Raw genomic sequence first — 14,530 nt, 5'->3', positions numbered from 1 at the left:
ACAAATGACAAATGCAAATGATGAATTATTGCCACTTCTGGGCTACTAATTCTGCCAAATCCAAGACTCGTTGGCTGTAACCCCACTCGTTGTCATACCACGCCATAACTTTTACTAAGTCATTGCCCATAACTAAAGTCAAGCTGGAATCGACAATCGAAGAAGCATCGCTACCTTGATAATCAGACGATACCAGTTCTAGTTCGCTATAGTCCAAAATGCCTTTCAATGGGCCTTCAGCAGCATCCTTGAGAGCTTGGTTAACTTCTTCAGTAATAGTACGCTTCTCAACCTGAACTACGAAATCTACCATTGAGACGTTCGGGGTTGGTACGCGCAAGGCAACGCCATTTAGCTTGCCTTTCAGGTCTGGGATAACCAGTGCTACTGCTTTTGCTGCACCAGTAGAGGTGGGTACAATGTTTATCGCTGCTGCCCTCGCCCGTCGCAAATCCCGGTGAGAAGCGTCTAGCAAGCGTTGATCACCTGTATAGCTGTGGGTGGTGGTCATCGTACCTTTAATGATGCCGAACTTATCATTCAACACCTTGGCGATTGGTGCCAAGCAGTTGGTAGTACAGCTAGCGTTACTGATAATGTGGTGTTTGTTGTGGTCATAGTCATGATGATTCACACCAACCACAAAAGTACCATCCTCGTTTTTACCAGGAGCGGTAATCAGAACTTTCTTGGCTCCAGCATTTACGTGCTTGAGCGCTCCTTCTTTGCTAGTAAATACCCCGGTTGCTTCGATAATTAGGTCAATTCCCCAATCTTTCCAGGGCAAGTTTTCTGGGTTGCGATCGGATACGCACTTAATGGTCTTACCGTTAACGATGATAGAGTTATCATCGGCACTAATCTCAGCACCCTTGATCTTCCCTAGCATTGAGTCATACTTGAGCAGGTGAGCATTGGTTCTAGGGTCTGAAGTGTCATTAATAGCAACAAGATCGATTTGACTGTTCTCTCTACCCACCCAGCAACGCGCAAAGTTACGTCCAATTCGCCCGAAACCGTTGATTGCAACTCTAATCACAGTGTCTTGCCCTCTGTATTTATGCTTATATGTTGATATCGTTGACCCCAATCATATCGCAAAGGGGGGGGGCACTTTTAACCATAAAGTGTTAGATCAATAAAAAAACACATAATTTATTCAGATTTGTTCGAGTAGAGATTGTTGTTAGTAATATATGATCTTACCGGTTCCGGGACTAAATAACGAATTGACTGGCGTTCGCGGCAAAATTTGCGAATTAGACTTGACGAAACTCCTACTAAAGGTATATTCAAGAGTTGCCAGTGAATGGTATGTAACTGCTCCCTGAGTTGTTGCTCCACTTGCTTGCAGATTAATTTGCTTTGAGTTATAGTCTCACCACCTAGCAGTCGGGGTGCGATTAACCAATCACACATTTGTGCTAGTTCGTGTCCACGGTACCAACGGGGTAAGGTTTGGAAAGTATCCAAGCCAACAATCCAGTACCAGTGAGTATTTGGGTAACAAGCAGATAAGTCAATCAGGGTGTTAATGGCATAGGAAGTCCCAGAGCGATTTGTCTCCACTAGTGAGACAGCAAACCCTGGGTTATCTTTTGTAGCTAATTGCAGCATTTGCACACGATGCTCAAACAAAGCTGCTTCTTTGTGAGGAGGATTTAGGGATGGCACCCAAATTACCTTTTCAAGGGATACTTGATGCAAAGCTGTCTCGGCTATGAGCAGGTGTCCCCAATGAATTGGATCAAATGTGCCACCAAAAATTGCGAGTTGCTGCATCCAGTTATGCCTGGGTTTTATGCAATTGAAAAATAGTTTCATTACCAATGTACTATTGTACTCAATTCACGCCTAGACTTGATGCAATTTCAAATCAGTTTCACTAAACAATGTATTATGTAGCCAATTCCAGTAAGGTAGCCAAAAATATGTATTTGACATTACAAGAATTTCTTTCCCGATGCGGCCAAAATTTTCAGAATAATCTTAAGAACAGTTTAGAAATAGCAAAAACCTCTAACCAAGGTAAAATCATTCTGAACAAGGAAAACCAGAGCGGAAAAGTCATCTGGGCATCAAATATAAACATGATATAGGGGCAGTTACGGTAAAAATCAAATTCCTGTTATGATACGCGTGTCATTTGTGATTATGGTGTGGTGTGGTGTAAGAGGAGTAATAAATGACTAATTCTGTAGATTTTAGTGGTAGACCATTTCATTTCATTGGCATCGGTGGTATAGGTATGTCTGCTCTGGCATACGTTCTCGCAAAGCGCCAATTTCCAGTATCAGGTTCGGATCTTCGTCCAAACCATATTACGCATAAGTTGGAATCTATCGGTGCTCATATTTTTGGTAAACAAGAGGCAAGCAATCTCGAATTCTTTCGCCCTCAGGTATTGGCGAATACAGTAGTATTAAATTCACAAGAACAATTACCTGCTGATACTAAGTCAAAACTGCCTCAAGTCATTTGTTCAACAGCAATAAACACTAATAATTTAGAATACAAAGCAGCACTAGAATTAGGCTGTCCAGTTTTACATCGTTCAGATGTGTTAGCCGCCTTAATTGCCGATTACCATAGTATTGCAGTGGCAGGAACACACGGCAAAACGACAACCAGTAGCATGATTGGCTATATGCTTCTGGAAGCTGGTCTAGACCCAACGATTTTAGTGGGTGGCGAAGTCAATGCTTGGGAAGGCAATGCTAGATTGGGACAAAGCCAATATTTGGTAGCCGAAGCAGATGAATCTGATGGTTCCTTGGTAAAACACGCTCCAGAGATTGGCATCATCACCAATATTGAACTCGATCATCCTGACCATTACGATACATTAGAAGAAGTTATTGACACCTTCCAAACATTTGCCAAGGGTTGTAAAACGTTGATAGGTAGCATTGACTGTGCTACAGTGCGCGATCGCTTACAACCCACAATTACCTACAGCTTACATTCAGATACCGACGCTGACTACACCGTTACTAATATCGATTATCGTGCTGATGGCACCACAGCTTTAGTTTGGGAAAGAGGCAAAGCTTTGGGCGTGTTGAAGTTGCGCTTGCTTAGTCGGCACAATCTCAGTAATGCCCTAGCAGCGGTGGCTGTTGGTCGGGTATTAGGCTTAGAATTTGGAGAAATTGCCAAAGGTATCGCCACCTTTGAAGGAGCAAGACGCCGCTTTGAATTCCGAGGTGAAGTCAATGGCATTACCTTCATCGATGACTATGCTCATCACCCCAGCGAGATTCGCGTTACTCTCGCCGCAGCACGTTTACAGGCAAGACCAGGGCAAAGAGTAGTTGCTATCTTTCAACCCCATCGCTATAGCCGGACACTGACCTTTTTAGAAGAATTTGCCGAGTCTTTTACCCATGCTGATTTGGTTGTACTGACTGATATTTACAGTGCAGGCGAACCCAATTTAGGGCAAATTAGTGGTGAGCATCTAACGGCGGAAATTGCTAAACAGCATTCGCAGGTAATTTATCAACCAACTTTACCCTCAGTATGTGAATACTTACTACAAACACTACGCCCAGGAGATTTGGCGTTGTTTTTGGGGGCTGGGAATTTGAATCAGGTGATTCCTGAAGTAATTACGACACTTTGTGAGCCTGCTAAAGCTACATCCTAAATGGAGACTTTGCGAAATTTTATTTCTGAGTAAAGTACCCCTTTAGCAACGGTTTCATTTGTGAACTCTATTACCGTATCTTTGCGGTAAATAAATGTAAAAATTTTACCAAAAAAAGTAAAGATGACCATTTCCCAGGCAGTTGGAAACGTCTGCAAAGTTTCTGCTTTGAATACAAAGAAACACCAAACAGCTAATTCAGTGGACAGTGAAGTAATTTACTTACCCAGTACTGATTGTGCGATTAAGTCCCAGGCTTCTTTGTCAGCGTTTACTTCCTATAGAGTTGGAGGAGCAGCTGACTTGTACGTTTCTCCCCGAAACTTAGAAGCACTACAAGCAAGTCTGAAATACGCAAAAGAACGTGATTTAAAAGTGACAACACTGGGAGCAGGTTCTAACCTGTTGGTGAGTGATGGCGGTATATCAGGCTTAGTCATTGCTACTCGTCATCTCCGCTTTAGCAACTTTGACCCCCAAACAGGTCAATTAACCGTTGCTGCCGGAGAATCAATTCCCAGCTTGGCATGGGCAGCAGCAGAGCTAGGGTGGCAAGGATTGGAGTGGGCTGTTGGTATACCGGGAACAGCTGGAGGTGCCGTAGTGATGAATGCAGGGGCACATAATAGTTGTATCGCAGATATGTTAGTTAGTGCCGAGGTACTTTCACCCGATGGTACGCTAGAAACTCTTACCCCTGAACAGTTAGGTTATAGTTATCGGACTTCATTATTGCAAGGTGGTGATCGCATAGTTACCCAAGCTACCTTACAACTTGCGCCAGGTGCAGACCCAGCAAAAGTTGTAGCAATCACCAAAGAACACAAAAAGCATCGGTTAAGCACCCAACCATACAACTTCCCCAGTTGTGGTAGTGTGTTCCGCAATCCTAAACCTTACAGTGCTGGCTGGTTAATTGAACAAACTGGTCTGAAAGGCTACCAAATTGGTGGAGCACAAGTAGCATTACTCCATGCTAATTTTATCGTTAACCGAGGTGGGGCAAAAGCTAGTGATATCTTCTGTCTCATTCGCCACATCCAACATCAAGTACAAGAACGTTGGTCTATTAATTTAGAGCCAGAAGTAAAAATGCTCGGAGAGTTTCAAGGTGCTTGTGGATAAAGAATGGGGAGTGGAGAATGGGGAATGGGGAATGGGGAATGGGGAGATGAATTAATAACCAATATGCAATGCCCAATGCCCAATGCCCAATTCCCTAATCCCTACTCCCGATGATCATGACGCATTAATTATTGGTAAAAAAAGAGTCAAATTACTTACCGCATCTATAATTGAATTTGATTTGTTATTCAACGCACACGCGTACAAATAATTATGACAGGAAAAGGACAGGGATTTGGCTTTGGCTTAGGAAAAATGAAGGAACTGGCCGAAGCTTTTAAGAAAGCACAGCAAGTTCAAGAAGGCGCAAAGCGACTCCAAGAAGAATTGGAGCAAATGGAGATTCTAGGAGAATCTGGCGGCGGTCTAGTGAAGGTAATTGTCAGTGGCAACCAAGAACCCAAGCGGGTAGAAATTTCTCCAGATGCTTTGGGAGAAGGTGCAGAAGTACTTTCCGATCTCGTCACAGTGGCAATGAAAGAAGCCTACAACAAGTCCACAGCAACCATGCGGGAACGTATGGAAGAATTAACCAGTGGGTTGGAGTTACCTGGATTTTAGTCATTGGTCATTAGTCATTGGTGAGCCAGTGCGGTCTTGGGGGTTTCCCCCATGAGCAACTGGTGAACCCGAAGGGTCATTGGTCATTCGACAAAGGACAAATGACTATTGACAAAGGACAAATAATATCTATGCCTTACAAGTTGCTGTTTGTCTGCTTAGGTAATATCTGCCGATCTCCATCGGCAGAAAACATCATGAATCATCTAATTGAGCAGGCTGGCTTGAGCGATGGCATCCTCTGTGACTCTGCTGGTACATCTAGCTATCACGTTGGTAGCCCACCTGACAGACGTATGAGTGCTGCGGCTGCTACTAAATTGGGAATTAAACTGCGTGGCCAAGCACGACAGTTTCTAAGGTCAGATTTTCAAGAGTTTGATTTGATTTTGGCGATGGATCAAGAAAATTATGAGAACATCCTCACTCTTGATCAAACCAAGCAATATCACCATAAAGTGCGTTTGATGTGCGAGTTTTGCTCTCGACACACTCTAAAGGAAGTTCCAGATCCCTATTACGGTGGTCAAGAGGGATTTAATCAGGTTATTGATTTACTAATCGATGCTTGTGAAGGTCTGCTAACAAAAGTTAAAAGTGAGGAGTTATGAGTTAGGAGTTTTAATTCCTCACTCCTCACTTTTAACTCCTAACTTTTATTCCACCAAACCATGCTTCATCGCAAAACGCACTAATTCCGCTCGGTTGCTGGTTGAGGTTTTTCTCAATAAACTGCTAACGTACTTTTCCACTGTGCGAGGACTCAAGTGTAGCTGATGACCCATATCGGCATTAGAAAGACCATGAGTCAATAACTCTAGGACTTCTTGTTCTCTATGAGTTAGGGCTGAGTGCAGATGGGATTTCTGAATTTGAGTGGACAGAGAATTATGGGCATCCCCCGTTTTTGTTGAGGTGGGAATGCCCAAGCTCTCTTTATGAGAAAAGCGATACTCTGATTGAATGATTTGCGATCGCTCCAAAAGATTACGAATTGCTGCTGCTAACTCTTCCAGTTCAAAAGGCTTGGGTAAATATAAATCGCACCCTGACTGGTAGCCCATAATTCTTTCCTGAGTCTTAGTGCGTGCCGTTAATAAAATTACAGGCAATAAACGAAACACTGGCTGTTGACGCACCCGGCGCACCAGTTCATAGCCATTCATCTGTGGCATGACGATATCCGTGACAATCAAATCAGGATGATAGTCATCTACCATAACTAAAGCCTCTCGACCGTCATTAGCCGTGATCACCGAGTAGCCAGACAGTTCAAGATAGTCGCTAACAGACAAACGAGTGCCCAAATCATCATCCACTACAAGGATCGTCAAGGGCATGGATAGTACACCCCTAGCATTTTTTTACTCAGAAATTTACTTCTACGTGCTCCATCAGTGAACACAGATAATAATAGTGTTCTTATGTTTCATACTATGACAGGATTACCAGCTAAGGACTGCCTTCAGGGTTTATTTATAAAGAAAATCTTAAATCTTTAGGATGAGTTAACGAAGTCTAGCTCACCTTTGACTCCCTCTGCTTGAGAGGCATAGAGAGCTTTGTAATTTGTAACAACTCATCAATAAGGCATAGTAAATGCTTATCATAGTATAAATTATTAACTTAATCAATATTGCCAAAAAACTCTTAATTGTGAACTTAGAAAAGCTAAATTAGTGATATACAGTTCATAATTTATAGCGGTTCTAAGATACACCCTATAATTCACAAGCCAATCCAAATAACTTTTTAGGTACATTTAAAGCACACAAAATTATCAATGAGCGACAAGAACGACGGTTACAAAGTTATTAGCGACAACCGCCAAGCCCGTTATTTGTATGAAATTCTAGAAACTTACGAAGCTGGAATTGAGTTGACAGGAACCGAGGTTAAGTCCATTCGTGCGGGTAAAGTCAATCTCCAAGATGGCTATGCTTTGCTTCGCAATGGCGAAGCATGGTTGATCAATATTCATATCTCGCCTTACAACGCTAGTGGACAGTATTTCAATCATGAGCCACGGCGTACACGCAAGCTACTATTGCATCGTCAAGAACTCCGTAAGCTAATTGGCAAAGTAGAACAGCAGGGTTTAACTTTAATCCCTTTGAAAATGTATCTCAAACGAGGCTGGGTAAAAGTGAGTATAGCCCTTGGCAAAGGTAAAAAGCTCCACGATAAGCGAGAAGACTTGAAACGACGCCAAGACCAGCGTGACATTCAACGGGCAATGAAAAGCTATTAACGATTAGTGTAAGCAAACTACCACACCAGAGGGAGAAACAGATTAGCTGTCAAAGTATGTTGTCTATCCATAGCGTTAGTTGTGAAAATGTCTAGTTTATAGCCGCAGATTGATTTTGTTAAGGTTAGAACTCGATACAGTTGTGAGTAACTTCGGATGGCATCAGGAATTTTCACAACTTATGAAAAGTAATTTCATTAAAGCTATTGGCGCTGGCGTTCTCACCTTGAGTATGGGAATTTTACCCTTAACTCTATCTGCACAAGCTCAGACAACTAATGATCCCGGAGTCAATACTGCTCCAACAACGACCACTTCTGATCGCAACGATTTTGATTGGGGTTGGCTAGGATTAATTGGTCTATTCGGTCTAGCCGGTTTGGCTGGCAAAAAGCGCGATAACGAACCGACCGCTTATCGCGATCCTAATGCGCCAAGTGCCACTACCTATAGAGACTAATAGCATTTTAGATTTTGGATTTTAGATTTTGGATTGGGAATCCTCTATTGCATCTGGATTTTGTGAATCTATCTGTCGGAATAATTTTAAAAATTGGTGCAAGCAACTCAAAATGACCTTTGGCAAGTTGCTATCTGTCTACAAAATTCCAAAATGTGAGTTGTCAGTTGTGATCAGGAAAACAACTGACAATTTACTAGTGATTAGTTTACTGTTGGTTCTGAGTGAGATGAATTTGTCTGGTTTTGAGCTAAAGGTGTCCAGTAGCTAGCAATTAAGGCAACGATGAGCCACCAGAGGGTATTGACTTCAGGCCGATACCAGACAGTATCTACGGTTCCGTGAGCTAGCATACCCAACAAAGTAGCGATCGCTCCAATTAACCAAAATCCCTCTACACTTCTGATTCGTCGCAGTCGTTGGATTTGTAGAAATGCCGTATTAAATGTGACAATTATTAGCCAGAGAAAGCAGCCTAAACCAACAAAGCCAGTTTCTACAGCCACCTCAAAGAAAATCGAATAGGCACTCAGAGCAGTGTAACGAGGGCGTTGGTAGAGAGGATAAACTTTATTAAAAGAGTTGTGGCCGGGGCCAATGCCGAAAATCGGGCGATCGCGAATCATCTCAAAGACCGCATCCCACACATTTCGGCGAAAATTATTACTGCTATCTTTGCGATCGGCAAAAATGCTGAACACTCGCAGGCGCACTGGCTCTACAAATATCACTGCTAGCAGCAATACGCCGATCAAACCTCCCAAGACAATCGGCAGCGACCAAGTACGCCAAAAAGGAGGCATTTCGACGCTTTTCCAATAAACTAGCAATGCCATCACAGCTAAAAATGCTACTACTAGTCCAATCCAACCACCACGACTAAAAGTGAGGATTAGGGAGGCAGTATTGACAATTAGCATTGTTAATGCTAGAGCTTTTTTAAGCCAGCTCTGCCATGCAAAAATTGCCACTAAGCTAAAAATTACTGCTGGTAAGAGATATCCAGCCAATAAGTTGGGATTGCCTAAATAACTATAGACCCTTGTAGTCTTAGATAGAGGAGATTCTGGGTCAACCCAAGTTGCTAGTGCTGTGGCTCCAAAAAACCATTGCCGTAACCCATATACACTAACAATTAACGATACATGTAGATAAAGGATGATAATCCAAGACCGGAGGCGAGGCGACCTTAATACCCTGGCACAAAGGGTAAATAGTAGCAAATACAAGGTCAAGGTTCCTAAGTCGTTAAGTGCCGCCTTTTTCACAGGGGATAATGCTGTTGCAATTGCGGCAACTCCCCAGTAGAGCAATACCAGCAGGTGAATGGGAGTGACTGACGAGACATTTGCTGGTATGACTTCATCAGATAAAGTCAACAGTAGCCAAAATCCTGCACAAGCTACCAGCAACAAACCCACCAACGTACTCGAAGCAAAAGGTGCAAGGGCATATATTAAGCTGAGTAAAGCCGCTGCGATCGCATCTCCCCACTGGAGCAAAATGCTGGTTTGCCGCCAAGAACTCAACAGTCCCACCAGAGAGCGGTGTACGTAACTGGTAGCAAGATATTCTTTGAGCGGTAAAGATGATAAAGTAAATCGTTGCCAGACTAAATTCATAAAAAACATTGAGATCAATTAGCCTGCCGACGCAGAACTTGGAATTGATCATAATGCTTATAGCTATAAAAAGGTAATAACGGAGATTGCACATCGCATGATGGCGCTCTTATTCCTAGCCATCAGCTAATACAAAGTTAAGATAGTCTTTCATGTACTTAGTACAGCTTTACGTAAAATTATGGTGAATTGAGGGTTGAAATTTAAACGCATAGGTAAGCGCAGAAGCACGCAGAGAATTCGCTACGAATTAATTAAATAATAGAGATAGGACTCATATTTACATCTTTCCCAGTCTCCAATCCCCAATCCCCAAGATTAAACATCGCTAATTGCTTGTGAAGGAGTTGCTAGTTGCAGTGGCAAAGAAAGCACATAACGATATCCTGATTCTGGTGAACCTTGAATCAAAATGTGTCCACCATGCAATTCTGCCAATTGACAACTTAGTAATAGACCCAAGCTTTCACGAGAAAGACTTCCATGTGATTTAGCTAAATTTATACCTGAACTACTAGCAAAGAAATTTGAGTGGGAATCACTCAATTTTTTTGAATTGTCTACTGCCACTGATAAATTATCTAGTTGCTCCTGGTTTTCTGCATGAGTATTGTAAGTTGCTACCTCACCTGTCAGTTCCAGCAGTGACAAAGAATTGAGACGGAAGTAAGGATCAACCTCAGTTATGCCGTCCCCTAGCCAGGGATGGGAAACCCAAATAGTAATGTTGAGCGTATCTTCCTTATAAGAAACATGAATGCGAACAATGCTACCTGTAGCCGCAAGTTGAATCACACTGAAAACCAGGTGATACAGCATTTGCCGCACCTTGTCTTTATCTAAAGGCCAAATGCGATTGCGTCCTGGTTCTATAGACAGGCGAATATCTTGCTCGCGGCGATTCGCTACTTCTTCTAGGGTATTGATAGCTTGTTGGCATAGCATTTCAATATCCACAGGAGCTAGATTTAGCACAGTTGAGTTTTCATCTATAGCTCCTAGTTCGGTAATTTCGTTTACTAGGGAAAGTAAGTACCGACCACTGTGTTGGATAATTTCTAAATATTCTCTCTGCTTAGTCGTCAAAGGCCCATAAATCTCACGTCCTAAAACACTAGCCATACCGAGTACAGATGTTAAGGGTGTGCGTAACTCCTGAGTTAGCTGACCTAAAAGTTCCAGTTTCAGTTGCTTGGTAGAAACAGAGTCGCTATCTTTGGTGGGTGTGGTGATTTTAATCTCTGTGTTAAGTTCGTCATTGAGTGAAAATATAGGAGCATTTTTGGGAGTGTTTGATTCGAGTTTCCCTTGCAAAAGTCGGTTACGTTCAAATTCACTCATGCTCCAACGAGCTATGATTTGTAAAAACTCAATGTCTCTGGTTGTAAAGTTGCGCGGTACTAAATCCATCACCGCCAATGCACCCAAACAATGTCCCTCAGCATCAATCAGTGGCGCTCCTAAGTAAGCACGAATACCATAATCTTGCACCAACTTGCTGCTAGAAAGTACGGGATCTGTAATTTTATGCGTATCATTAATTACAAATATTTGATAGCTATCTACTACCTGAGTGCAGAAGGATTCTCGGCGTGACAGTTGGCGGCTTTGTGCCAAATGATTCATTAATCCCAGCCTAGATAAGCCGACCGCCGACTTGAACCAGTGCCGTTCTTGATCCACAAATCCCAATATGGAAATTGGTGCTTCCAAAAAATGGGCAGCAGTCTGTGTAGCTTCTTCAAAAACTGGAATCGTTTCTGGTTGCCGCAAACCTAAATCTGACAAAGCTTTGAGGCGTTGTTGTTCTCTTGATTCATGAGAATCCCAACCATCCTTTAGGGCAAATAATTTGTTTTCAGGCTCTATCATTGCCACTGCTACCTTAATAATTTCTCGATACTGTAATTGATATAAGCCCTATTACTGGGTTATCAATTGCTATTTTTAAGCATTCCCTAATTTTGCCTCTGACAAACAAATTTGGGGCAAAAATTTTTTATTCCTTCCACTAAGCCGACAATGTGGTATCTACCAGTTACGATTTACTGGTGCTGAATGTTCTTTATTTACCACTGGTGTAGTCTTTATTGCTTGAGATTTTGCAATCAGACTGCGTTAGATTTGGATTCAGCTAGGGTAACCTAACGCTAAGGATAGAATACAAAGTGACTGTCATTATTTATGTATATAAGAGAAAATTTTTTACTGGTATGTTTAAAGTAAATTTACTTAATATAACTACTGTGTTAGTGTAACTATTGATAGCAATTTTTACTGATGACAGATAGTACCCAGGGCTAACAATCCTAGTAAAGGATGACGTAAATAGACCAACCAATATCCCTATGAGTAAGCAAGCTACAAAATTTGTGAAAAGCTTAATTTATCAGCTTTTTGAGTTTTGAAAGAAGTCGGAGGGGCAGCTGCAAAGAAGTCTAATGGCAACTTCGGACAATCAACAGAACAGGGTGTGGTTTTGAATTACCCATAACGTACTCGAAAGTTGATATAAGTCTCCATCCAATAGATTAAACCTATTACAATTTCCCGCCAAAAATTGTGTTGGCTTTTCTATTTTTTGCATACGAGGAAATATTTTTAAGGACAACTGGTAATGAATAAAATGACTATTAGAGTTCCTTTCGTAGACCTGAAATTACAACACGAACCAATTCAAATGCAATTGCAAGATGCAATCCAATCTGTATTGGAACAGGGAGATTTTATTTTAGGACAAGCACTCTCAGATTTTGAAGCCGCATTTGCAAGAGTGTCTGGGACAGAATATGGAGTTGGTGTTGCATCAGGAACAGATGCGATCGCTCTCGGATTGCAAGCGTGTAATATTGGTGCTGGCGATGAAGTGATTTTACCCGCAAATACTTTTGTCGCAACCTTGATTGGGGTAATCCGCGCTGGTGCCAAGCCAATTCTGGTAGATTGCGATCGCCAAACAGCTTTAATTGACTTAGAAGCCGCAGCAAAGGCAATTACACCTCAGACTAAAGCAATTATTCCTGTACATCTCTATGGTCAGATGGTATCACCACGCGATCTAGTGAACTTTGCCGATACCTACAGACTACTAGTTTTTGAAGATGCAGCCCAAGCACACCTTGCCCAAAGAGACGGATATCAAGCTGGTTCAGTAGGAATAGCAGCAGCTTTCAGTTTCTATCCCAGCAAAAATTTGGGCGCATTTGGGGATGGGGGAATGTTGCTGACACGAGATTCAGATGTAGCCCAGAAGATGGTGCGTTTGCGAAATTATGGTGCATCGCAAAAGTATTTTCATACTGAACCAGGTACAAATAGCCGGTTGGATACTTTACAAGCAGCGATTTTGCACAAAAAACTACCATATTTGCCACAGTGGAATCGCGATCGCCTGACTATTGCCCAGCAGTATGATAAAGAACTAGCACCCTTGGCAACTGCTGGCATTATCCCTATGGAAAACCAAAGTGATACAGGACACGTTTATCATCTTTATGTCATTAAAGTTGATGATTCTTGCCCTATAGAACGCCAGCAACTCCAGGAAAAACTCACAGCAGCGGGAATTCAAACTGGCATTCACTACCCAATTCCTTGTCATCTCCAGCCAGCATTCACCAACTTAGGCTATCAGCCTGGAGATTTTCCCCAAGCAGAAAAACTGTCAAAACAAATATTATCATTACCGATGTATCCTGGTTTGAGTAGTAGCCAAGTTAAAGAAGTTGTAGCAGCGATCGCCAATGCAGTCTCAACAAGTTATCAGGTAGATAATCTATCTCCTGCTGACCTGGGCAGCGTGGTAGCCTGAAATTAATTCATACTTAATTTGTCCTTTGTCCTTTGTCATTTATCCTTTGCAAATGACCAATGACTAATGACTAATGACCAATGACCAATGACTAATACTGAAAATCATGGCACTCCGGCAACAGGTTAAAAACATAAACGCATCAGGCTTGTTAAATCTAGCTGTATTAGGCGTTTTGCTGCTGCTTTATGCTCCTATATTGCTACACTGGTTGGATGGTTGGCTGCACAAAAATATTAGTACAGAACACGAATATTTCAGCCACGGGATTATTGGTCTACCATTTGCGGCTTATCTGGGTTGGATGAACCGGAAAAAGTGGAAACGTTTGCCAGATACCATCCATCCTTTGGGCGCTGTTTTCTTACTATTAGGGGCAGTTTTTTATCTTAGTGGTGTTACAGAGTGGGTTAACCTTTCCTTGCCCGTTATATTGGTGGGATTATGCTTGTGGTTTAAGGGAATATCAGGTTTGCGATCGCAAGGATTTCCCCTGCTACTAGTATTTTTGGCAACCCCAACAGCAATGCCTTATCTGATTGCTCCCTATACCTTGCCTCTCCAAAGCTTCATCGCTGGTACAGCAGGTTTCATACTGAATCAATTTGGTATGGAAGTAACCGTAGATGAGATAAATCTCTACGTAGGAGGACGGATTGTGGAAGTTGCCCCCTATTGTGCGGGGCTAAAAATGTTGTTTACGACTCTCTATGTCGGCTTAATGCTGCTGTATTGGACAGATGCTTTGTCTTCACGGCGCACAACTATATCGTTTTTAACTGTTGCTGCGATCGTTAGTACTACTGCCAATATCATTCGTAATACTTTACTCACTTTCTTTCATGGCACAGGTCAAGAAGGAGCTTTTAAATGGCTGCATGACGGATGGGGCGGTGATCTCTACTCTGCTTGTATGCTGGTGTCATTAGTGCCCTTACTGAATTGGATTAATAGCTATTTTTCAGCATCTCTAGAAACTCAGCAAGAAGCAGAAAGTTAAAATCTGGGCATGGGGCATGGGGCATGGGGCATTGGTTCTTCTCCCCTTGCT

13 protein-coding genes are annotated in these 14,530 nt (G+C 42.3%); 8 read left to right on the top strand and 5 right to left on the bottom strand.

All coding sequences use genetic code 11. The features are described from left to right. Positions 1–25 precede the first annotated feature (25 nt). Positions 26–1,039, bottom strand: a complete 1,014-nt coding sequence (locus RRG12_RS23105; protein WP_069070425.1) for a type I glyceraldehyde-3-phosphate dehydrogenase — start codon at positions 1,037–1,039, stop codon at positions 26–28. A 116-nt stretch (positions 1,040–1,155) separates the two neighbouring features. After that, positions 1,156–1,782 carry a nicotinate (nicotinamide) nucleotide adenylyltransferase gene (nadD, locus tag RRG12_RS23100; protein ID WP_420760812.1) on the bottom strand — a complete coding sequence of 209 codons (627 nt, stop codon included), beginning with the start codon at positions 1,780–1,782 and terminating at the stop codon, positions 1,156–1,158. A 403-nt stretch (positions 1,783–2,185) separates the two neighbouring features. Between nadD and murC the strand changes: the two genes are divergently transcribed. From murC to RRG12_RS23080, 4 genes are all read left to right on the top strand, one after another. Further along, positions 2,186–3,649 (top strand): UDP-N-acetylmuramate--L-alanine ligase, encoded by a 1,464-nt coding sequence (gene murC, locus RRG12_RS23095; protein ID WP_420760811.1) that lies wholly within the window; start codon positions 2,186–2,188, stop codon positions 3,647–3,649. Positions 3,650–3,772: 123 nt separating this feature from the next. Then, positions 3,773–4,774 carry a UDP-N-acetylmuramate dehydrogenase gene (gene murB / locus RRG12_RS23090; protein WP_069070421.1) on the top strand — a complete coding sequence of 334 codons (1,002 nt, stop codon included), beginning with the start codon at positions 3,773–3,775 and terminating at the stop codon, positions 4,772–4,774. 213 nt (positions 4,775–4,987) lie between these two features. Next, the gene (locus RRG12_RS23085; RefSeq protein WP_069070420.1) at positions 4,988–5,335 is read left to right on the top strand and encodes a YbaB/EbfC family nucleoid-associated protein; all 348 of its coding nucleotides are present in this window, start codon (positions 4,988–4,990) and stop codon (positions 5,333–5,335) included. Positions 5,336–5,466: 131 nt separating this feature from the next. Beyond that, positions 5,467–5,946, top strand: coding sequence for a low molecular weight protein-tyrosine-phosphatase (locus RRG12_RS23080; RefSeq protein ID WP_084227103.1), 480 nt, complete (start codon positions 5,467–5,469; stop codon positions 5,944–5,946). A gap of 45 nt (positions 5,947–5,991) precedes the next feature. Here the strand turns inward: RRG12_RS23080 and RRG12_RS23075 are convergent, their stop codons facing one another. Next, the gene (locus tag RRG12_RS23075) at positions 5,992–6,675 is read right to left on the bottom strand and encodes a response regulator transcription factor (protein WP_069070418.1); all 684 of its coding nucleotides are present in this window, start codon (positions 6,673–6,675) and stop codon (positions 5,992–5,994) included. Between the two features lie 443 nt (positions 6,676–7,118). On the opposite strand from RRG12_RS23075, the gene smpB reads away from it, so the two are divergent. Beyond that, entirely contained in the window at positions 7,119–7,586 is a 468-nt protein-coding gene (smpB, locus tag RRG12_RS23070) for an SsrA-binding protein SmpB (protein ID WP_069070417.1), read from the top strand. A 181-nt stretch (positions 7,587–7,767) separates the two neighbouring features. Next, positions 7,768–8,046, top strand: a complete 279-nt coding sequence (locus tag RRG12_RS23065) for a WGxxGxxG family protein (protein WP_069070416.1) — start codon at positions 7,768–7,770, stop codon at positions 8,044–8,046. A 203-nt stretch (positions 8,047–8,249) separates the two neighbouring features. Here RRG12_RS23065 and RRG12_RS23060 read toward each other — a convergent pair whose 3' ends face one another. Continuing rightward, positions 8,250–9,668, bottom strand: coding sequence for an IctB family putative bicarbonate transporter (locus tag RRG12_RS23060; RefSeq protein WP_069070450.1), 1,419 nt, complete (start codon positions 9,666–9,668; stop codon positions 8,250–8,252). A gap of 318 nt (positions 9,669–9,986) precedes the next feature. Beyond that, entirely contained in the window at positions 9,987–11,540 is a 1,554-nt protein-coding gene (locus tag RRG12_RS23055) for a GAF domain-containing sensor histidine kinase (RefSeq protein ID WP_069070415.1), read from the bottom strand. A 745-nt stretch (positions 11,541–12,285) separates the two neighbouring features. Here RRG12_RS23055 and RRG12_RS23050 point away from each other — a divergent pair. Both RRG12_RS23050 and crtB read left to right on the top strand, forming a co-directional pair. Next, complete coding sequence (locus RRG12_RS23050) at positions 12,286–13,479, top strand: DegT/DnrJ/EryC1/StrS family aminotransferase (protein ID WP_420760810.1); 1,194 nt, start codon at positions 12,286–12,288, stop codon at positions 13,477–13,479. A gap of 106 nt (positions 13,480–13,585) precedes the next feature. After that, on the top strand, positions 13,586–14,479 hold the full coding sequence (gene crtB / locus RRG12_RS23045; RefSeq protein ID WP_420760809.1) for a cyanoexosortase B: 894 nt from the start codon (positions 13,586–13,588) through the stop codon (positions 14,477–14,479). The last annotated feature ends 51 nt before the right edge of the window (positions 14,480–14,530 follow it).

Source organism: Nostoc sp. CALU 546, from assembly GCF_048836525.1.
Note: the sequence above shows the minus strand (reverse complement) of the source record. Positions and strands in the feature narration are given on the sequence as shown.